Annotated in this window: 21 protein-coding genes and 1 tRNA gene; 15 read left to right on the top strand and 7 right to left on the bottom strand. The window is 54.3% G+C overall.

From position 1 onward, the window contains the following. Window positions 1–104: 104 nt before the first annotated feature. Window positions 105–1,115 carry a nucleoside hydrolase gene (locus tag ACO6VM_RS07510; protein ID WP_422403000.1) on the top strand — a complete coding sequence of 337 codons (1,011 nt, stop codon included), beginning with the start codon at window positions 105–107 and terminating at the stop codon, window positions 1,113–1,115. Here the strand turns inward: ACO6VM_RS07510 and ACO6VM_RS07505 are convergent. Beyond that, window positions 1,087–1,299 carry a hypothetical protein gene (locus tag ACO6VM_RS07505; protein WP_401059298.1) on the bottom strand — a complete coding sequence of 71 codons (213 nt, stop codon included), beginning with the start codon at window positions 1,297–1,299 and terminating at the stop codon, window positions 1,087–1,089. The two genes, ACO6VM_RS07510 and ACO6VM_RS07505, sit on opposite strands and share 29 nt — an antisense overlap. Window positions 1,300–1,587: 288 nt before the next feature. On the opposite strand from ACO6VM_RS07505, the gene ACO6VM_RS07500 reads away from it, so the two are divergent. Beyond that, entirely contained in the window at window positions 1,588–1,908 is a 321-nt protein-coding gene (locus tag ACO6VM_RS07500) for an I78 family peptidase inhibitor (protein WP_125859349.1), read from the top strand. A 142-nt stretch (window positions 1,909–2,050) separates the two neighbouring features. Here ACO6VM_RS07500 and ACO6VM_RS07495 read toward each other — a convergent pair whose 3' ends face one another. After that, complete coding sequence (locus ACO6VM_RS07495) at window positions 2,051–2,263, bottom strand: cold-shock protein (protein ID WP_110993890.1); 213 nt, start codon at window positions 2,261–2,263, stop codon at window positions 2,051–2,053. Window positions 2,264–2,427: 164 nt separating this feature from the next. Then, entirely contained in the window at window positions 2,428–2,730 is a 303-nt protein-coding gene (locus ACO6VM_RS07490) for a hypothetical protein (protein ID WP_390968990.1), read from the bottom strand. 335 nt (window positions 2,731–3,065) lie between these two features. Between ACO6VM_RS07490 and thrS the strand changes: the two genes are divergently transcribed. The 11 genes from thrS (at window position 3,066) to ACO6VM_RS07435 (ending at window position 13,613) form a co-directional block, all read left to right on the top strand. Continuing rightward, window positions 3,066–4,988 (top strand): threonine--tRNA ligase, encoded by a 1,923-nt coding sequence (gene thrS / locus ACO6VM_RS07485; protein ID WP_401059295.1) that lies wholly within the window; start codon window positions 3,066–3,068, stop codon window positions 4,986–4,988. Further along, window positions 4,988–5,539, top strand: a complete 552-nt coding sequence (gene infC, locus ACO6VM_RS07480) for a translation initiation factor IF-3 (protein WP_012052879.1) — start codon at window positions 4,988–4,990, stop codon at window positions 5,537–5,539. Before thrS ends, infC begins: the two co-directional genes overlap by 1 nt. A gap of 60 nt (window positions 5,540–5,599) precedes the next feature. Then, window positions 5,600–5,794 (top strand): 50S ribosomal protein L35, encoded by a 195-nt coding sequence (rpmI, locus tag ACO6VM_RS07475; protein WP_003250667.1) that lies wholly within the window; start codon window positions 5,600–5,602, stop codon window positions 5,792–5,794. A 28-nt stretch (window positions 5,795–5,822) separates the two neighbouring features. Further along, window positions 5,823–6,179 carry a 50S ribosomal protein L20 gene (gene rplT, locus ACO6VM_RS07470; RefSeq protein WP_003250671.1) on the top strand — a complete coding sequence of 119 codons (357 nt, stop codon included), beginning with the start codon at window positions 5,823–5,825 and terminating at the stop codon, window positions 6,177–6,179. 111 nt (window positions 6,180–6,290) lie between these two features. Next, window positions 6,291–7,307, top strand: a complete 1,017-nt coding sequence (gene pheS, locus ACO6VM_RS07465) for a phenylalanine--tRNA ligase subunit alpha (RefSeq protein ID WP_110993887.1) — start codon at window positions 6,291–6,293, stop codon at window positions 7,305–7,307. Window positions 7,308–7,338: 31 nt separating this feature from the next. Continuing rightward, a complete protein-coding gene (gene pheT, locus ACO6VM_RS07460; protein WP_401059293.1) occupies window positions 7,339–9,720 on the top strand; it encodes a phenylalanine--tRNA ligase subunit beta in 2,382 nt (793 codons plus the stop codon). 4 nt (window positions 9,721–9,724) lie between these two features. Continuing rightward, window positions 9,725–10,027, top strand: a complete 303-nt coding sequence (gene ihfA, locus ACO6VM_RS07455) for an integration host factor subunit alpha (protein WP_009394049.1) — start codon at window positions 9,725–9,727, stop codon at window positions 10,025–10,027. After that, the gene (locus ACO6VM_RS07450) at window positions 10,008–10,364 is read left to right on the top strand and encodes a MerR family transcriptional regulator (protein WP_125859345.1); all 357 of its coding nucleotides are present in this window, start codon (window positions 10,008–10,010) and stop codon (window positions 10,362–10,364) included. Before ihfA ends, ACO6VM_RS07450 begins: the two co-directional genes overlap by 20 nt. Window positions 10,365–10,466: 102 nt before the next feature. Then, window positions 10,467–10,543, top strand: a tRNA-Pro gene (locus ACO6VM_RS07445). 180 nt (window positions 10,544–10,723) lie between these two features. Further along, a complete protein-coding gene (locus tag ACO6VM_RS07440) occupies window positions 10,724–11,374 on the top strand; it encodes a hypothetical protein (protein WP_422402999.1) in 651 nt (216 codons plus the stop codon). Window position 11,375: 1 nt separating this feature from the next. Beyond that, a complete protein-coding gene (locus tag ACO6VM_RS07435) occupies window positions 11,376–13,613 on the top strand; it encodes a hypothetical protein (protein ID WP_422402998.1) in 2,238 nt (745 codons plus the stop codon). A 40-nt stretch (window positions 13,614–13,653) separates the two neighbouring features. On the opposite strand, the gene ACO6VM_RS07430 is transcribed toward ACO6VM_RS07435, so the two are convergent. Genes ACO6VM_RS07430 through ACO6VM_RS07420 form a run of 3 tightly spaced genes read right to left on the bottom strand, consistent with a single transcriptional unit; the run spans window position 13,654 to window position 18,757 of the window. Continuing rightward, complete coding sequence (locus tag ACO6VM_RS07430) at window positions 13,654–14,490, bottom strand: phosphoadenosine phosphosulfate reductase family protein (protein WP_422402997.1); 837 nt, start codon at window positions 14,488–14,490, stop codon at window positions 13,654–13,656. 6 nt (window positions 14,491–14,496) lie between these two features. After that, the gene (locus ACO6VM_RS07425; protein WP_422402996.1) at window positions 14,497–17,805 is read right to left on the bottom strand and encodes an ATP-binding protein; all 3,309 of its coding nucleotides are present in this window, start codon (window positions 17,803–17,805) and stop codon (window positions 14,497–14,499) included. Further along, a complete protein-coding gene (locus ACO6VM_RS07420; RefSeq protein WP_422402995.1) occupies window positions 17,795–18,757 on the bottom strand; it encodes a DUF4007 family protein in 963 nt (320 codons plus the stop codon). The genes ACO6VM_RS07425 and ACO6VM_RS07420 overlap by 11 nt, the downstream gene beginning before the upstream one ends. A gap of 538 nt (window positions 18,758–19,295) precedes the next feature. Here ACO6VM_RS07420 and ACO6VM_RS07415 point away from each other — a divergent pair. Continuing rightward, entirely contained in the window at window positions 19,296–19,532 is a 237-nt protein-coding gene (locus tag ACO6VM_RS07415) for a hypothetical protein (protein ID WP_322360635.1), read from the top strand. Between the two features lie 76 nt (window positions 19,533–19,608). Then, entirely contained in the window at window positions 19,609–19,920 is a 312-nt protein-coding gene (locus ACO6VM_RS07410; protein WP_422402994.1) for a DUF3077 domain-containing protein, read from the top strand. 78 nt (window positions 19,921–19,998) lie between these two features. Here ACO6VM_RS07410 and ACO6VM_RS07405 read toward each other — a convergent pair whose 3' ends face one another. Further along, entirely contained in the window at window positions 19,999–20,418 is a 420-nt protein-coding gene (locus ACO6VM_RS07405; protein ID WP_422402993.1) for a DUF6691 family protein, read from the bottom strand.

Here is a 20,418-nt window from a genome sequence, read left to right as displayed (position 1 = left end):
TTCACAGCCAAAGTGAGCTGCCCCTGAGGAGCAGGGTGCCTCAAGAGCGTGGGAGCGGGCTTGCCCCGCGATTGAATGGATCACCAAGCAACAAGGAGTGCTGAATGTCTCTCAAACGCCTGCTCCAAGGAGCTGCTCTGATGTCTGCGTTAACCGCTACCACGTTGATGGCCGCCCCAAGCGACCTGATCATCGACACCGACCCCGGCGCCGACGACGTGGTCGCGCTGCTGCTGGCCATGGCTTCGCCTGACGAGCTGAAAATCCGCGCCATCACCACGGTCGCTGGCAACGTGCGCCTGGACAAGACCTCGCGCAACGCCCGCCTGGCCCGTGAGTGGGGTGGCCGTGAAGATATTCCGGTCTATGCCGGGGCAGGGCGGCCGTTGCTGCGCACGCCGATCTACGCTGCCAATGTGCACGGTGAAGAAGGGCTGACCGGCATCCAGGTGCATGAGCCGAAACAGCCCTTGGCCAAAGGCAATGCCGTGCAATACCTGGTCGATACCCTGGGCGCCGCCGAGCCCCACAGCATCACCGTCGCCATGCTCGGCCCGCAGACCAACCTGGCCCTGGCGCTGATCCAGCAGCCGGACATCGCCAAGGGCATCAAGGAAGTGGTGGTCATGGGCGGCGCTCACTTCAATGGCGGCAATATCACCCCGGCGGCCGAGTTCAACCTGTATGCCGACCCACACGCTGCCGAGGTGGTGCTGGCCAGTGGCGTCAAGCTCACTTACTTGCCGCTGGACGTCACCCACAAGCTGCTCACCAGCGATGCACGCCTCAAGCAACTGGCGGCGGTGAACAACAAGGCCAGCAAGCTGGTGGTGGATATCCTCAACGCCTACATCAAGTTCGACATGGACACCTACGGCATGCCTGGCGGCCCGGTGCACGACGCCAGCGTGATCGCCTACCTGCTCAAGCCCGAGCTGTTCAAGGGGCGGGACATCCACATGGTGGTCGACAGTCGCGAGGGCCCGACTTTTGGCCAGACCGTCGCCGACTGGTACGGCGTGCTCAAACAGCCCGCCAATGTCACCTGGGTGGAGGAGGGCGACGCACAGGGCTTCTTCGATCTGCTCAGCGCACGCCTGGCTCGATTGCAATAGCAGCCTGAGGCGCGTGGCGTTCCAGTACCTGCTCGATGAAGCTGCGCGCCGCTTCACCGCCGCGGTCGCGCACCAGCAGATCGATGGCGATCAGTACCAGTTCTTCGGGCGAACCCGGGCTATAGGCACTCTGGCCTTCGTCCCATTTGACCTTGATGTCGGCATCGATGCTGTGGTTGCTCATGAAGCGCTCTCGCTGGGGCCTGGGCTGAGGAGTCGAATACCGGGTCCTGGCGTTCGAGGGGGAGGCGTTGCGCACTCCACTGTTTGCAGTAAATCATGCCTTGGTCACCTTGGCCCTGCGACTTAGGCATAAGGGCGGCGTCAGGGTGAACCAGTGGTTCGGTGCAAAATCCCGTCACGATTGCCCTTCGCGTCTACGGCCGGGTTCAGGCAGAATCTTGCAGTTTTGCAACAATCAGTTTTAGGGGCTGTCGTATTGGACAGTTCCCACGATCGATTAGGAGGATTCATGTTCCGTACCCGCGCTTCCCTGGCAACCCTGTTGCTGGCTACCGTTCTCGCAGGCTGCAGCACCGGCGGCACCTCGGGTGGCACCGCCGCCCCTGCCGCCCCGGCCGGCAACGATGGCCGCTGCGAAGCCAGTGGCGCCGATTTCACCGTCGGCAAGCCGGCTACCGCGGAGTTGCTCGAGCAAGCGCGCAAGGCCAGTGGCTCGCAGATGGCGCGCATCCTCAAGCCCCACGACATGATCACCCTGGAGTATCGCTCCGAGCGCCTGAACCTGAATGTCGATGACAAAGGTGTGGTTACCCGCGTCAACTGCGGCTGATCCGATCGCAGGGCAAGCACCCTCCCGTGTTAGCGTGGGAGCGGGCTTGCCCCGCGATGAGAGCCTGCAAGGGCCATGGCGCCTTTTCTCGCGCCCAATAAAAAACCCGCCACAAGTGGCGGGTTTTTTACAGCTATCCGAATTACTCCGGACGAACCTGTGCAGCCTGCATGCCCTTCTGGCCGCGCTCGGCGACGAAGGAAACAGTCTGACCTTCTTTCAGGCTCTTGAAACCGTCGGTTTCGATGGCCTTGAAGTGTACGAACAGGTCGTCGCCGCCGCCTTGTGGGGTGATGAAGCCGAAGCCTTTTTCATCATTGAACCATTTGACGGTGCCGGTTTGGCGATTGGACATGGGATGAATCTCCAGAAACATGATTTTTTTTCGAGGTGCGATGCGGCCAAGGCTGCAGGGGCACCGGGTACATCATAGTCTAATTCTGCGGATCAAGCGCCTATTACCTTCGCACTATGTCGATAAAGCGCAAATGAAGGGGGGCAAGGTCGCATAAAACGCGGCTATTTCGGCTTGCAGGCAGCCTGCACGGCGGCCTGGGCACGGTGCATCAGCTTGGCGTCGACACCGTCCGAGCTGTCGAGGTCCTTGATCTCCTCGTCGGTAAAGTTCTTTTTGATGGCCTGGGCGCCGCAGGTGCAGTGCTTGGTCGCCGTCGCGGCGTCGACGCCTTGCGCCTTGGCCGTTTCCTGGCACTGGGCCATGTAGTTTTTCTCCTTGCCCGCCGGGAAATCGCCCGCAGTGGCAGCCAAGGGCAGCAGCAGGGCGCTAACGGCGCAGGCGGCCAGAAGGGAGGGAAGTCGCATAACCGGATACTCCTTGGGTTAAGGTCTCATCAAGAGTAGGTTGCTTCAGAAGGTCTGATAGGAAATTTTCCGTACAAGTTCACCTGGCCGGCACTCTTCCCAAAATTTTCTGCCGACCCCTCTAGCCCCGTGCTAGCATGCCTCCCTTGCGGTATGCCTGTGGCAGCCGCATTTCTTTTTATACCTCCAGTCACTCTGGTTCGCCCCTGACCGGCCGAAAGGTCTCTGCCACTGTGAGGCAGGCTTTCCCGCGGGAAAGGCAGGGCGGATCTTGTACTGGCTCATCCCAACCCACGTGACCTTTGGTAGGGGTCACCACTAGGAGAGGAGGCGCCATGCCCGTTATTACTCTTCCCGATGGCAGTCAACGCACGTTCGACCAGCCGGTATCCGTAGCCGAAGTCGCCGCCTCGATCGGCGCCGGCCTGGCCAAGGCCACCCTGGCCGGCAAGGTCGACGGCAAGCTCGTCGATGCCTGCGACAAGATCGCTCACGACGCCACCCTGCAGATCATCACCCCCAAAGATGCAGAGGGACTGGAGATCATCCGTCACTCGTGCGCCCACCTGATCGGCCACGCAGTGAAGCAGCTGTACCCGACCGCCAAGATGGTGATCGGCCCGGTGATCGACGAAGGCTTCTATTACGACATCGCCTACGAGCGTCCCTTCACCCCGGACGATCTCGCTGCGATTGAAAAGCGCATGCAGCAGCTGATCGACACCGACTACGACGTGGTCAAGAAGATGACCCCGCGTGCCGAAGTCATCGACGTGTTCACCAGCCGTGGCGAAGACTACAAGCTGCGCCTGGTCGAAGACATGCCGGATGAACAGGCCATGGGCCTGTACTACCACGAAGAATACGTCGACATGTGCCGCGGCCCGCACGTGCCGAACACCCGCTTCCTCAAAGCTTTCAAGCTGACCAAGCTGAGCGGCGCCTACTGGCGCGGCGATGCCAAGAACGAGCAGCTGCAGCGCGTGTACGGCACCGCCTGGGCCGACAAGAAGCAGCTGGCGGCCTACATCCAGCGCATCGAAGAAGCCGAAAAACGCGACCACCGCAAGATCGGCAAGCAGCTCGACCTGTTCCACCTGCAGGAAGAAGCGCCGGGCATGGTGTTCTGGCACGCCAACGGCTGGACCATCTACCAGGTACTCGAGCAGTACATGCGTAAAGTCCAGCGCGAAAACGGCTACTCGGAAATCAAGACCCCGCAGGTCGTCGACCGCATCCTCTGGGAGCGTTCCGGCCACTGGACCAACTACGCCGAGAACATGTTCACCACTTCGTCGGAAAGCCGCGACTACGCGGTAAAACCGATGAACTGCCCGTGCCACGTGCAGGTGTTCAACCAGGGCCTGAAGTCCTACCGCGACCTGCCGCTGCGCCTGGCCGAGTTCGGTGCCTGCCACCGCAACGAACCGTCCGGTGCGCTGCACGGCATCATGCGCGTGCGTGGCTTCGTGCAGGACGACGCGCACATCTTCTGTACCGAAGAACAGGTGAAGAAAGAAGCCGCCGACTTCATCAAGCTGACCCTCGATGTGTACAAGGACTTCGGTTTCACCGACGTCGCCATGAAGCTCTCGACTCGCCCGGCCAAGCGCGTGGGTTCCGAAGAGCTGTGGGACCGCGCCGAAGGCGCCCTGGCCGAAGCGCTTAACGACTCCGGCCTTGAGTGGGAATACCAGCCGGGCGAGGGCGCGTTCTACGGCCCGAAGATCGAGTTCACCCTGCGCGATTGCCTGGGCCGTAACTGGCAGTGCGGCACTCTGCAGTACGACCCGAACCTGCCGGAGCGCCTCGACGCCAGCTACATTGCCGAAGACAACAGCCGCGTGCGCCCAGTGATGCTGCACCGCGCCATCCTCGGTTCGTTCGAGCGCTTCATCGGTATGCTCATCGAGCACTACGCTGGCGTGTTCCCGGCATGGCTGGCGCCGACGCAAGCCGTGATCATGAATATCACCGACAAGCAGGCCGATTTCGCCCTCGAGGTCGAGAAATCTCTGAACGGTAGCGGTTTCCGTGCCAAGTCGGACTTGAGAAATGAGAAGATCGGCTTTAAAATCCGCGAGCATACTTTGCTCAAGGTCCCGTACCTTTTGGTTATAGGGGATCGTGAAGTCGAAACGCAAACCGTCGCAGTGCGTACTCGCGAAGGCGCTGACCTGGGCTCCATGCCCGTCGCCCAGTTCGCTGAGCTGCTGCAACAGGCGGTTTCCCGGCGTGGTCGCCAAGAATCGGAGTAATGACTATTAAGCGTGAAATGAGAAACGATAAGCGTGCTGTACCGAAAGCCCCGATCAACGAGAATATCTCGGCCCGCGAGGTTCGGTTAATTGGCGCTGATGGCGAGCAGGTTGGCATCGTCTCGATTGATGAAGCGCTTCGTATTGCTGATGAAGCGAAGCTGGATCTGGTAGAGATCTCTGCAGACGCGGTACCGCCTGTCTGCAAGGTCATGGACTACGGCAAGCACCTCTTCGAGAAGAAGAAGCAGGCCAACGAAGCCAAGAAAAACCAGAAGCAGATTCAGATTAAAGAAATCAAGTTTCGTCCAGGGACGGAGGATGGGGATTACCAGGTAAAACTACGCAACCTGGTACGTTTCCTTACCGATGGGGACAAGGCCAAGATCTCTCTGAGATTCCGTGGCCGTGAGATGGCCCACCAGGAGCTGGGCATGGAGCTGTTGAAGCGGGTTGAAGCTGACCTCGCCGAATACGGCACCGTTGAGCAGCATCCGAAGATGGAAGGACGCCAGCTTATGATGGTCATCGCCCCCAAGAAAAAGAAGTAATCTCCCGGGCACGGCAGGCCTGATGATTATGTGTAATTTTATCGAATGCGGAGTTCCAACATGCCAAAAATGAAAACCAAGAGCGGTGCTGCGAAGCGTTTCCTGAAAACTGCTTCCGGCTTCAAGCACAAGCACGCTTTCAAAAGCCACATCCTGACCAAAATGTCGACCAAGCGTAAGCGTCAACTGCGCGGTGCCAGCTTGCTGCACCCGTCTGACGTGGCAAAAGTCGAGCGCATGCTGCGCGTACGTTAATTTCGGTCAAAGATAGAGGAAGTTACTCATGGCTCGTGTAAAGCGTGGCGTCATCGCTCGTAAGCGTCACAAGAAAATTCTGAAACTGGCTAAAGGCTACTACGGTGCACGTTCGCGCGTATTCCGTGTTGCCAAGCAGGCTGTCATCAAGGCAGGCCAATACGCCTACCGCGACCGTCGCCAGAAGAAGCGTCAGTTCCGCGCTCTGTGGATCGCTCGTATCAACGCCGGTGCACGCACCAACGGCCTGTCTTACAGCCGTCTGATTGCTGGCCTGAAAAAAGCGTCGATCGAAATCGACCGCAAGGTTCTGGCTGACCTGGCAGTGAACGAAAAAGCGGCGTTTGCTGCAATTGTCGAGAAAGCTAAAGCCGTTCTGGCCTAAGTACCCACGACAATCATCCGCCGGCGCCCTGCGCCGTCGGGTGTAAAACGTCATCGATAGGGGAAGAGCCTTCAAAAGCTCTTCCCCTATTTTCGTATCTGGAGTCTGTACATGGAAAACCTGGACGCGCTGGTTGCCCAAGCCCTTGAGGCCGTGGAACGCGCTGAAGACATCACAACCCTGGAACAGATCCGGGTCCAATTCCTCGGCAAGAAAGGCGAGCTGACCCAGGTGATGAAGACCCTGGGCAACCTGCCAGCCGAAGAGCGCCCCAAGGTTGGCGCGCTGATCAACGACGCCAAGGAACGCGTCACCGATGTGCTCAACGCACGCAAGGCCGCCTTTGAAGAGGCCGAGCTCAACGCTCGCCTGGCCGCCGAATGCATCGACGTCACCCTGCCAGGCCGTGGCCAGACCACCGGCGGGCTGCACCCGATCACCCGTACTCTCGAGCGCATCGAGCAGTTCTTCACCCACATCGGCTACGGCATCGCCGAAGGCCCTGAGGTCGAAGACGACTACCACAACTTCGAAGCGCTCAACATCCCCGGCCACCACCCGGCCCGGGCGATGCACGACACCTTCTATTTCAATGCCAACATGCTGCTGCGTACCCACACCTCGCCGGTGCAGGTGCGTACCATGGAATCGAGCCAGCCGCCGATTCGCATTGTCTGCCCGGGCCGCGTCTACCGCTGCGACTCGGATATCACCCATTCGCCGATGTTCCACCAGGTCGAAGGCCTGCTGATCGACCGCGATATCAACTTTGCCGACCTCAAGGGCACCATCGAAGAGTTCCTGCGGGTGTTCTTCGAGAAAGAACTGGCCGTGCGCTTCCGCCCGTCGTTCTTCCCCTTCACCGAGCCGAGCGCCGAAGTGGATATCCAGTGCGTGATGTGCTCCGGCAAAGGCTGCCGCGTGTGCAAGCAGACCGGCTGGCTGGAAGTGATGGGCTGCGGCATGGTCCACCCGAGCGTGCTGCGCATGTCCGGCATCGACCCGGAAGAATTCCAGGGCTTCGCCTTCGGCATGGGCGCCGAGCGCCTGGCCATGCTGCGCTATGGCGTCAACGATTTGCGTCTGTTCTTCGACAACGACCTGCGGTTCCTGGCGCAATTCCGCTAGGCCCAATCGACGCAAATTCTAGGAGAACAGCATGAAATTCAGTGAACAGTGGCTGCGCGGTTGGGTAAACCCGCAAGTCTCCCGTGACGAACTGGTCGCCCGCCTGTCCATGGCCGGCCTCGAAGTCGACAGCGTGACCCCCGCTGCCGGCCAGTTCAGCGGCATCGTGGTGGGCGAGATCCTCGCCACCGAACAACACCCGGACGCCGACAAGCTGCGCGTGTGCCAGGTAAGCAACGGCGCAGAAACCTTCCAGGTGGTCTGCGGCGCCCCCAACGCCCGCCCAGGCATCAAGATCCCGTTCGCCATGATCGGTGCCGAGCTGCCGGGCGACTTCAAGATCAAGAAAGCCAAGCTGCGCGGCGTCGAGTCCTTCGGCATGCTGTGCTCGGCTGCCGAACTGCAGATCAGCGAAGAGAACGACGGCCTGCTGGAACTGGCTGCTGACGCCCCGATTGGCCAGGACATTCGCCAGTACCTGAACCTCGACGACGCCAGCATCGAGATCGGCCTGACCCCGAACCGCGGCGACTGCCTGTCCCTGGCCGGCCTGGCCCGCGACGTCAGCGCCCTGTACGACGTCCCGGTCACTCGCCCGGTAGTGCCGGCTGTCCCCGCAGCCCACGACGAAGTGCGCTCGGTGGAAGTCAGTGCCCCGGCTGCCTGCCCACGTTACCTGGGCCGCGTTATCCGTAACGTCGACCTGAGCAAGCCGACCCCGCTGTGGATGGTCGAGCGCCTGCGCCGCAGCGACGTGCGCAGCATCGACGCCGCCGTCGACATCACCAACTACGTGATGCTCGAACTCGGCCAGCCGATGCACGCCTTCGACCTCGCCGAAATCAACGGCGGCATCCGCGTGCGCATGGCCGAAGAGGGCGAGAAGCTGGTCCTGCTGGACGGCCAGGAAGTTGCCCTGCGCGCCGACACCCTGGTGATCGCCGACCACACCCGCGCCCTGGCCATTGCCGGCGTGATGGGTGGCGAGCACAGCGGCGTCAACACCGAGAAGACCCGCGACCTGTTCCTGGAAAGCGCCTTCTTCGAGCCGATCTCCGTCGCCGGTAAGGCCCGTTCCTACGGCCTGCACACCGACGCCTCGCACCGCTACGAGCGCGGTGTCGATTCGCAACTGGCCCGCGAAGCCATGGAGCGCGCCACCGCGCTGCTGCTGGAGATCGTCGGCGGTGAAGCCGGCCCGATCGTCGAAGCCGTCAGCCAACAGCACCTGCCGAACATCGCGCCGATCACGCTGCGCGACGAACGCATCACCCAGATGCTCGGCCTGCAGATGGACGCCACCCAGGTCGAGCAGTTGCTCAACGCCCTGGAGCTGAAAACCAGCACCAGTGGGGCAGGGCAGTGGACTGTCACCGTGCCAAGCCACCGCTTCGACATCAGCCTGGAAGTCGACCTGATCGAAGAACTGGCCCGCCTGTACGGCTACAACAACCTGCCGGTCCGCTACCCACAGGCGCGCCTGGCGCCCCAGGGCAAGCCAGAGACCCGCGGCGAGCTGCCGAACCTGCGTCGCCTGCTGGTCGCCCGCGGCTACCAGGAAGCCATCACCTACAGCTTCATCGACCCGAAACTGTTCGAGCTGTTCACCCCAGGCGTCGAGCCGCTGGTGCTGGCCAACCCGATCTCCAACGACATGGCCGCCATGCGCGCCTCGCTGTGGCCGGGCCTGGTCAAGGCGATGCAGCACAACCTCAACCGCCAGCAAGACCGCGTGCGCCTGTTCGAAAGCGGCCTGCGCTTCGTCGGCCAGCTGGGTGACCTCAAGCAGCAGCCGATGATCGCCGGCGTCGTCACCGGCAGCCGCCTGCCCGAAGGCTGGGCCAACGGCCGTGACGGCATCGACTTCTTCGACGTGAAAGCTGACGTGGAAGCCCTGCTGGGCTACTCGGGCGCCCTGAGCGACTTCAGCTTCGTCGCCGGCAAGCACCCAGCCCTGCACCCAGGCCAAACCGCCCGCATCGAGCGCGACGGCAAGGAAGTCGGCTACCTCGGCGCCATCCACCCGGAACTGGCCAAGACCCTCGGCCTCGACCGCCCGGTCTACGTCTTCGAGCTGGTGCTCGGCGATGTAGTGGAAGGCCGCCTGCCGAAGTTCAGCGAACTGTCCAAGTTCCCGGAAACCCGCCGTGACCTGGCCTTGATCGCAGGCCGTGATGTGGCTTCCAGTTCGGTGCTTGAAGTAATTCGTGACAATGCCGGCGAATGGCTCACAGACCTCAGGCTGTTTGACGTCTACCAGGGTAAAGGCATTGATCCTGATAGAAAAAGCCTGGCCGTCGGCTTGACCTGGCAACATCCATCGCGCACTCTTAACGACGATGAGGTGAACGAAACCCTGCAAAATATCCTCACCTCGCTCGAACAAAGGTTGAACACCACGTTAAGGAAATAACGGCATGGGTGCTCTGACGAAAGCTGAGATGGCCGAGAGGCTGTACGAGGAGCTGGGGCTCAACAAGCGAGAGGCCAAGGAGCTGGTCGAGCTGTTTTTCGAAGAAATTCGGCATGCGCTTGAAGATAACGAGCAGGTCAAGTTGTCCGGTTTCGGCAACTTCGACCTTCGCGACAAACGCCAGCGGCCGGGCCGCAACCCCAAAACAGGGGAAGAGATCCCGATCACCGCTCGCCGCGTCGTCACCTTTCGTCCAGGGCAGAAGCTGAAAGCCCGGGTAGAGGCCTATGCTGGAACCAAGCCATAACGACGAGCTGCCCCCCATCCCGGGCAAACGCTACTTCACCATCGGTGAAGTCAGCGAGCTCTGTGCGGTAAAACCGCACGTGCTGCGCTACTGGGAGCAGGAATTTCCGCAGCTCAACCCGGTGAAGCGCCGTGGGAACCGGCGGTATTATCAGCGCCAAGACGTGCTGATGATCCGCCAGATCCGCGCTTTGCTGTATGACCAAGGCTTTACCATTGGCGGGGCGCGGTTGCGGCTTTCCAGTGATGAGGTCAAAGATGATTCCAGCCAGTACAAGCAGCTGATTCGGCAGATGATTGCCGAGTTGGAGGATGTGTTGGTGGTGTTGAAGAAGTGACCCGTTTTCCGATGAATGGAAATTTTTGAAAAAAAGCTTTCATTAATCAAAAGGTTAGGGTACATTTCTTCTCGTTCTCGGCAATATTGAGAACCGCCTTGTCGGGGCGTAGCGCAGCCCGGTAGCGCACTTGCATGGGGTGCAAGGGGTCGAGTGTTCGAATCACTCCGTCCCGACCATTATTGAAACGAAAAAGCCCAGTCGGCAACGACTGGGCTTTTTTGTTATATGCATTTTCATTAGGGTTGCTGTCATTTTGGTTAAGTTGACTCTTGTGTTATGTTGGCTGAACCTTCCATTTTTCTCGAGCTGTATCGCTGATCGCATCTACCACAGTCGATGAACTTTAGGAGCTTTTCATGAAGGCAACTGCAGGAACGGCTTTGTCTTGGTCAGAACTCGACCAGGCTCCCGAAGAGCCTGGGGTTTATGCGTGGTACTCCAGACTTGTTATATCAAAGGCAGATATTGATCTGGCCATTAAACAAATTATTCTGGCGCGCGAGAAAAGTATTTATGATGCTCGTGTTACCGTCGAAATGATCTTAGATAAATTTGTTTTTGGGCCATATCAAGAAACGCCATATCAAGTTTCACTGAGAGGGCAGCTAAAGCCAAAATTTATTGGTGAGGTGCTTCATGAGCCATCAAAGTCAGATACTCTGATTGATCGTTTAATACATGAGCCAGAAAGACTCAGGGTCATCGCTGATGTGCTTCGTAAGGCAGCGCCGTGGTTCACTGCGCCATTATATATTGGGATGGCGAAAAATTTGCGATCAAGATTGCTACAACACCGTAAGAAAATAGTAAATCTGAGAGATAAATATGGTGGTGGTAGTAAGGATATCAACGCTGAGGCAGGGTTTGCTAACCAGGTTGCGGCGAGAAATTTTGACCCAACAAATTTATTTGTGCATATTGAAGTAATTGATGTCATTGCTAGTGAGCATAATGATTTAGAAAACATTCTCAATAGGATAAATTATCCAATCTTTGGAAGGAACTGAGATGGCGGCTCTAATTGGTGGCGGGACTAGTGCGTTGGATGTTCACTTGAATGGTACCATTGGTACATTTAAGGTGAGTAAGGAGGATGGTTCTACTGCGGGGATTGAAGTTAGGTATCTTTTAACTCATGTGACTCTCTCTGAAAAAGTAGGGCAGGCGAAGCTACTGAGTATGTTGGCTCCGGTTCGAGAAGTTTTCGATTTGCAACAGCTAGGGTTCGACGAAATTATGCAGCGGGATATCGAAGACTCGCGAGTTTCTCTTGAGTTAATTCCCTATCTTTTGGATACTTCAACCTCAGGACTGATAAAGCTATTTCCACCTATCGTGGCTGTCGCGCTGCCATTAAAGCCAAATAGTCGTGTTCCTGCTTCTAACTATCGAAAGGTAACAAACCGCACAACCGAGTCTTCTGAGCATTCAGGTATCCAAGAGCACCGAATAACTGCAGGGGAGAAGGGAGAAGAGCAATTTGAGTTTTTCCAGCACTATAGGGGTGATACTCCATTATCAGAAGGTGCGCAGCTAAGGCTGGCTAAAGATAATTGCACTCTAGCTATTGTGGATGGACAACACCGTGCGATGGCTTTGCTTGCGCTATACCGGAACCTGACAGGGGGCTGGGCCGACGCTAATCGGAGTCCGTACGAAGGGTATTATAAAGTATGGCCCGATAAAGAAATTCGTTCGTATGACCTTAGTAGTTTACAGCTGCCGGTGCTTATTTGTACATTCCCAGAGCTTGATGCATCATCCGAAAAGGATATAGATGTAGTTCGAGCGGCTAGACGAGTTTTCCTGACACTTAATAAAACAGCAAAAAGCGTATCTGATTCGCGCAATAAGCTTCTTAATGATCAAGATATTGTTGCTGAGTGTCTGCGAGCGACTTTGTCTTATATCAAAGATCTTGATGTAAAAGACGATACTGCTTTAAGAATTTGGAACGTCGAGCTAGATCAAGAGCGGGATCGTGTAAAAATTGCCAGCGATGTCGCGTTTACTGGCGTTAGCCACTTATATCATCTCGCCGATCACCTTCTCATGGGGCACCATGTTCACGGCATCGAGGCTCGTGGTAAAGTTGGCGCTCCCAAGAAGAAATTGGATACCGCCTATGATCGCCTTGGGTTAAAAGATGAGTTAACTCAAGAGCAGCGAGATGTTAATAATAAATTTAATTATTCTGACGAAATAAAGGTTGTTTTCAGAGAGACATGGTCTAGGTTGTACACGCCGATTATAGATAAGCTTTTTGCACTGGTAAATCCGTTTTCTGCTTTTGGACGTGCAACGATAAAACTGAACCAGGAGTTGAGAGCTGGGCGAGATACAGAGCTTGAAAAAATGCTTTTTGATGGGCAAGCAACTGTTCGTATCTTCGACGATTTCCGCGAGGGATTGGCACGGCGTGTGGGTGACAATGAACAGGACTGGAATACACCTGAGATTAAAGAGACACTGATTCGAGTTAATGGGGTGCTTAGCAGTAGAAAGGAAAAAGTTGAAAATATGAAGGCTGATCGAGCTGCATATTTTTTGGCAGCATTAGCTACTTCTTCCCAGAAAAAGGTTATTCTGGATGGTAAAGTTGCAAAGCCCCTTCGAGAGTTCATAGACAAACTTTTTGATAATGTTTTTACAACGGTTGCTTTTCAAACGGCTGTGGTGTGTACGTACTTAGAAATGGTTGAGCGCGCTTATTCAGGTGTCTCTGACTCAACAGATGAGCTTTTACTCGAATATATCGACTCGTTGAATTCTCTTTTCTCACCAAAGACCGGTGAAGGGCTTAAGTCACTGGTTGGGGTTTTTGAAGGTGATCTGCGAATGGATGGTGAAATTGCTATTGCAGCAGGTGGGCCCACCTTTAGAAAAGTTGTCCTACCTGGTGAATTGCAACCGGCGGAATGGCCCAAGTATCGTTATCTTATTCTTGAGATCTGGAAGACTAAAAAGCCAGAGCTGTCCCGCCTGATTGAGATGGACAAAAAAGCATGTCGTGCATCTGTGGCCCAGGCTTTAGTTAAAAGACTTGTGGCAGACTATTGTAAGGAACACAGGATTACAGATGTTGAGCTGAGTGAAGTAACTAGGAAAGAGCTTCAGGAAAGAGCTAGAGTAAACTATGAAGAGTTTTTGCAATTTTTCGACGGAAAGAAATTTAGCTTGGACTCCGATTTGTTTGCCCCGACGGTTGCTGCAGATGAAGACTTTGAAGATGAAGACCTAGATTGATGGTCTTGGCCATCTTGTGTATGGCAAGATGGCCATTTTATTATTTGTGGCAAATCAAACAGGAGCCGCCGCCTTCATCCTCGCCATAAATGTCGTCAAGATCCTCAGCATCAATTCGAGTCCGAAGGGGATTAATAGGAATGCGCTGACGTGCACGGTGCTTCCTAGCCTCATAATCTTCGATAATCTGCTTGCACCGTTCGGGTTTCTCCAGTTCGGACAGCGACTCCCCTGCGGACCAAGTAAATGGTGATCCATGCTCCAAAGCATCTTTTTCGAGAGACTTTGCTTCTTCAAATGCTTCGGGATGGCGTTCCTTAAGTCTTACCCACTCCACTTTTTGTTGGAAAAAACAAAAAGTGCAACCGCTTCTAGAACGCCACTCATAATATTTTGGATATCCTACTCCTGAGGATTCGAGAATATCTATAACTCCGGACTTATCAATGCCAGCTTCTCTAAACGGAAGCTTGATGTGAAGATTTTTTTGTTTGGAGGAGTACCCTTCACGGTACTCCTCGTCAGCTCGGATTGCGACGTAAGAATACACTACATCTCCCGCAGCAAGCATAGGTTTGATCCATTGCTCAAACGGTTTTAGTTTAAGCATCCTAGTGCACCATCTTGTCTGAGGAGATGGTAAGAAATGATTGTATTCACGCAGCCAAAAGTCAAAGTCTCGGCGGGGATTTAAACGAGCGATCGTTTTCCCGAGGTAACCCTCGAGTCTTCCCAGAAACTCGTATACCTCCGGGAGCTCTTTGCCAGTGTCGGTGAAAAAATACTCGATGTTGAGCTCCGGGTACTCTTGTCGCATGAATACCGCCAGTGCGGCACTATCTTTGCCTCCCGACAGACCTAACAAATGTCGTTCCATGCGTCCTTACTCCTGTTCTCCGATAAGCTTCATACCGGCTTTTGCGAGAATTGCAAGAATGAGATCGTTGCTGAAATCATCGTTTTCTAATAATCCAGCTACGGCATTTGCCTTTTCTTCTACCTTTGCTTTGTAACGATCGGTAACTGAAAAAGATTTTGAAAGAAGCTTGAGGTTAGCGCCAGTACCAATGGCGACGGCAAATGCTTCTGTCTTAGGCTTTCTATTTTTTACAGTAGAAAAAACCTCTGCTTGTCTAAAGCGCAGAGCAGCGGAAGAAATCTCTAACAGGGCTGAGTCAATATCCCGATCGATCCAATCTCGAGGAGGTTTGCTTGCGGCCAAGCTGAGCATTCCTTCAATAGAATCTTTCGAGCCGTCAAAGGTGATTAATCGCGTGGCGAATGAGTCTTGTTTGAGGTCGCCTGTGACGCCGGCGACATTATCGGCGCGTTCACGGAGGCTCTTAAGATCCTCTAGGGGCGCATCTAATTCGTTCAGCATAAAATCACATGTTTGTTCGAGCATTTTAGGATAGGCGTGGCTGAGCTCTAAAATTGGTGCTTTTAGAGCCTCTACATAGGAAGCTCCATCGCTAACTCCTAATAATGCCGCAAGATCGACAAATAAGACTTTATGAGGATCTTTTGCTCTTAAAAGAATATCTCTAATCGATCGGGTAGCTTCGCTTATTTTGTGAGTCTTTTGGGTCCACTGAGGAAGAGAAAGCACAAGCGAAACTAACCCTCTTGCGGCCTCAAGTGGATCATGTATCTCAACGTCGCTGCCTGCAGATTTTAAAATATCTGCAATACCTTGAAGGACTAAGCGCCGATCTTCATTAATGATAATCCAGCGCAGTGTAAATCGTGTTTCATCTTGGAGTATTTCGTCAATGTCGGCATCGCTTAGTCGTGGAATGAAAATCCCATCTTTGTATATTGCTAGGTTGGACTTGTGAGTGATGAGAAAAGCCGTAAAAATTACTGGCATGATTCCTTTTTTTATTCCATAGGGTGGCAGTCCCCAAATGGAATAAATGTCGGATACTCTGACCTGGTCTTTGGGGTCATTAAAGAGTGATTTGGTTTCTTCCCAGACTTCATAAAGCCTAGAATCGTCATCTAGTACTGGTGGTGAAAATTGCGGTGATGACTCTGTAGCTGCATGAAGGGAGGTGCTCTTAAGTAGTGTTTCGTAGAGACCTCTTTCGGCCGGATAGCCTTCAATGCCTAAATTTTCTTTGCGTTCGCCTTCAATCATTGCGTGGAGCAAATCGCGACGGGCTTTTACACTGTTGCTCGACAAGCTTTCTCTATTGGCAAGCTCGCTCCATATGAGTGGGGACTTTGAAAATATTTCATCGGCTAAGTCGGATGCAATCGGGGAGAGCGTTACCTCAACTCTCTCTATGATGGAGTTTCCGTCATACCAGATGCAGTTTGTAATTGCAGACTGTAAGTGCTCTGTCAACGTGGTGTTAATGGAGGCAAGCCTAGCATGCACTTCTCTTCGTGCTACGGCGTCGCCTTGTAGTTCATGGCGATCTTTTACAGATTCAAGCGCATTAAGTTCAGCGCTTAATTGCTCAATCTCAGAGTGATTATATGGGATGCCTACGAGAATTGGCCATGGTGAACGCTGAGCTAGCTCCTTCGCCTTTTGAGATGCTTTCTTCTGTGACTCCATTGCTGCTGGAAGAGCAATTATGAACTTCCCAAACTCGCCTTGTTGCGGCTTATAGTCATGAACTAGCTGGTCAATTTCTTGGATCGGATGAATGGAAAGATCCATCCATCTCATTGTTCCAGTTTCATGGTAGTGCCTTTTAGCAACTACGGGGTGGATCCCCATCATTCGAGATAAGCGTTTGTAATCAACCTCTGGGTTCGAGGTCAGCGCCTCCGATACAGCAAGGTCAATGTCGAAGTCGCTGCCTTCAAATACTGACCATGAGTCTATGTGTTTTTTGTAAATGGCAACGCGTAGGTCTGACAGTGCTTTTAAAGCTTTCTGTACATCGAGTTTGCTACGCTCTGTGAAAACGGAGTGTAGAGTTTTTTCATTGGCTGATAAGCCAGACCCTTGTCGAAAGAGATCAATGATCGCAATGCACTTAATCAGATCAATAAGAAAGCTATCGCTGCTTTTAGCCTCAGTGCGCTCTATCGATTCAACAGCCTGTGACCAGCGATGCCCGTCGGAAGAGGCGAGAATAGCAGGCTCTAAGTTTGTTTTTAAATAGTCCCAGTATGTTTGAGGGCGATACCAGGAGAATTTTTCTGATGGAGTGTTTTCTAGATATGAGCTAAATCCAAATGGCTCAGCAGAAGCGAGGAAGCTGAATATGCTTCGTTCATTTTGTCCAAACTGTCTTTTTGAGATTGTAGGTAGTAAGGCTGCCATCGCAGGGTGCAGTGGCCAACAATTCTCCAAAAGGTTTCTAAGCGAAGTTCCTGCAGATGGTCTTCGGGAGCGGATAGACTCTGAAATCACGATGCACGGTTCATCTGCCCAGGCTGGGATAGAACCGCTCTCAATGGCTTTGCTTACTAGTTCAAGTGCTTCGTCATTGCCCGCTACAAATGGAAGATCCACATAGCGACCTTGAACTTTTGACCAGTCATCACGTGTTTCTTTGCCTAGTTTTGAACCATATCGAGAAAAAGATTGGTGCAAGATGCCAATGATTACTAATTTCCCCTTGGCTCGTGCTGCAGCTTCTGCGAGCTCCTGGAAGAAATAGACATCATCACCTTTGCCCGCAGCAGTGGCTTCTAGAAACTTCCCCATCTCGTCTATTATCACCAGTACGCCATCGTGATCTGGTGAGTTTGCCGATTCTACAAGGTCGCCAATTAGCGTGTTTGGGGAATAATTCTTACGAGTTTGTTTGTTCTGTGCTTTTTGAAAGGCCTGACCAAGCTCGCTGACAATGCTTGTTCTTCTACCGACAAGAGGGATTACTAGCCATCCTTTCTGAGTTCCAAAAACTTCATTAAAGTTGGCGATTTTGTCCGCGAGAAGAATGTCTCTCGATCTATTTCGAATATCCTTTTGAGCTAGAACACTGCTAGCTAAGGCGAGCGCCAGCGAAGACTTTCCTCCGCCAAATGGACCTGTCCAAGTAAATGAACGCTGATTTGTTTCATTTATTTGCTTTGAAATGTTCTCTAGAATATTCTTTGCTGTTTTGTGGCAAATAAAGCCCGTGATTGCGTCTTTTCTGCCTATGTCCGAATCTAGTCGGATAGATCGCTGATATTGGTGGGAAATTTTTACTGTGTCAGACAGTTTTTGAGTTTTATTGCTCATAGGCTTTGTTTATAAGCTCGCTTCGCCAATCGATAATGCTGGATGATTGCTTGAATACCTGCCTCATTCCGGCGGTTTCTGTCCAGGCCATATGCCCTTCTGTTAATTCATCTAGCGCTATAAGTCGTTCCGCTATTGAGTTTTCATCCAGCTTGAATACTCTGCCTGGTGAGCCTTCGCCGTATGCGATTGTTTCAAACGCCATCGAACTAACTCCTGGTGATGTTCGCTCCCAAAAATCAAGTAGGGAGTAGGCAAACAATGCATTGCTCAAAGTTGCTTTGGGGCCTCTGCGAAAGCTATATTGTCCCTTATGTGTTTCCTGAATAAGGCCGAGCTCGCCAAGTAGTGGCTCTGCAAAGTCTTCGGGAGTAGATCCTAATGTTCTTGGTGCATAGCTTCTCAGGCAGGTCTCTAAATCGCGTGAAAGAGTAGAGGTAGAGATTTTCTTATTGTTATCTATGGACTTTGCATACTCTTGCAAAGGCAGCTCAAGTTCTTGTCTGTTGAAGTTAGGGGTAGTGACGTTGTTAAAGAGCCATCTCCAAGTTGTTGAGCGATGTCCTTTTCCTGCCAGGCACCAATGTGCATACCAAGCTGTCGATGGATGTTCTAAATACGGATCAAGGCCATCATCTCGCAAGATCATCGAGCCGAGTTCAGAGACTTCAAAGCAATCGCTATCAGTGCTCGACTCTCGCAGAACCTCGCAAGCTAACGCCCAGTGGCGTATAGAGCTAACCATGTTTTTTCCGACGCCAAATATCGAAATAGAATTTGCATCGGTAAAAGTTGACTTTGGAATCTTTCCAATAACAGGAGTGCCTTTTGATTTCACCCAAACCACTTGATCAAAGGCTTTTTTAAGCCACATTTGCCGGAGAGGAAACGTCTCATGCCCTGAAAAATGTGCTTGACTTAGCTGTTTTTTTGATTTTTGCATAAAATCCATCATGAGGCCTTACTGGTGACCACCACCAGTGGGAGCATGAGGGGATTTTAAGCAGATGGGAGCTTCTGCGCAAGGCGTTGCTGTATATGTATACAGTGCCCGTATTACGATAGTGCCGATGCAATGGCCTTCCGCCTGCGTCGCGGGGTCATCCTAGTAGGGGTGTAAGATGAGGGTGCCCTGTATGGTAGGGTGTTTCGCTGAGGTGATGGTCAGAATGTTTTAGTAATCCCCCTACGTGTCAGATTCACCCTATTTTTTGTAGTCCATTTCCGTATCATGCTTCTACGCCTCCGCAGCCGTTGCGATTGCCCCATCAGCCATCTAGTCTCGCCAAGTCGCTACTAACCCAGCGACACGGCTTTGACAGGCCGTTGCTGATGAATGGATTGCACATGCGCGCTTATGGCGGCTGTACGTGGGGCACCTCGTGTGCGCCGGGTTCCTTCATCCTCGGTCTGTCAACCCACGTACCGCTGCCACCATTCTGTTTGACAGCAGGATCTTGGCGGTTCCATCCCGATGAAGGAGTGTAACCATGCTAAAGATCGTCCCCGACCCACCCCACCACAACAAATACACCACCCAAACCCTAGAAGACCTCCTGGTCCAAATCTCCGAATACCTAGTCTGCGCCCTGACCGTCAGCCAGCAGTCCATCCTGCTCCACACCAAACCCCCAGCCCAGGTCCTGACCCTCGCCGCCATCCACGAAATCGACAGCGCCCACACCCTGGTGGAAGTAGCGCTAAGTCGCGTGCAATCCCGACACTGACCTGGCGAACTCGTACTCGCCCTTGATGTTCACCGATCAGGCCCCGCGCCGTTCGCGGGGCCGCAGGAGGAGTGGTATGGACAAGGAATCGCAAACCTCACGCATCAAGCAACTCGCCACCACCGGCGTCGGCCATTTCGGCGAAGGCGGGGAGGCTGGTGTGCAAGCCCCACTGTTCCGCGTGGTACCGGGCCATCCGCTGGACCATGCGGTGGAGCAGGCGACCGTGCTGATGTGTGCGGTGCACAAGATCAGTGACCTGGCGATGGTGGAAACGGATCACCTGCCCACGCTACTGACGGCGATGCACTACCTCAGCGGCATGGCCAAGGCGCTGGTCCAGGATGCGAACCATGGCTTGATGGCCCCAGCCTTGCGGGGCGAATAGAGCAGAAGCAACACGCCCGAAGGTGTCTTCGGGCGACATGACCCTCATGTGATGGTGCCCCGGAAACCGATAACTCGCTCAAGCGCCGCGTCGACTCTCCAGCTTGGCAAACAGATACATGCCAACCAGCATCGCCACCACGAACACAAGCACCTGCCACCGCCCAGTAGACAGCAACGCCACCGCCGGCCCAGGGCAGAAACCGGCAATCCCCCAACCCACGCCAAACACCAGGCTGCCGCCAATCAAGCGGGCATCCAGTGTGCGCTTCACGGGCAACTGCATGGGCGCACCGAGCAAGGACTGTTTGCGCGTGCGCGCCCAGTTCAGCGGGGCGGCCGCCACCGCGATGGCGCCTGCCATCACCAACGCCAGGCTGGGGTCCCAGACCCCGGCCACATCGAGAAACGCCAGCACCTTCGCGGGGTTGGTCATGCCCCCAAGCAGCAGACCGAAGCCAAAGACCAACCCTGCGAGAAAGGCCGTGAACTTGCCCAT

This window comes from Pseudomonas sp. GZD-209, from assembly GCF_049310485.1.
Taxonomy (GTDB): domain Bacteria; phylum Pseudomonadota; class Gammaproteobacteria; order Pseudomonadales; family Pseudomonadaceae; genus Aquipseudomonas; species Aquipseudomonas sichuanensis.
This window is presented reverse-complemented; position numbering and strand designations above follow the sequence as displayed.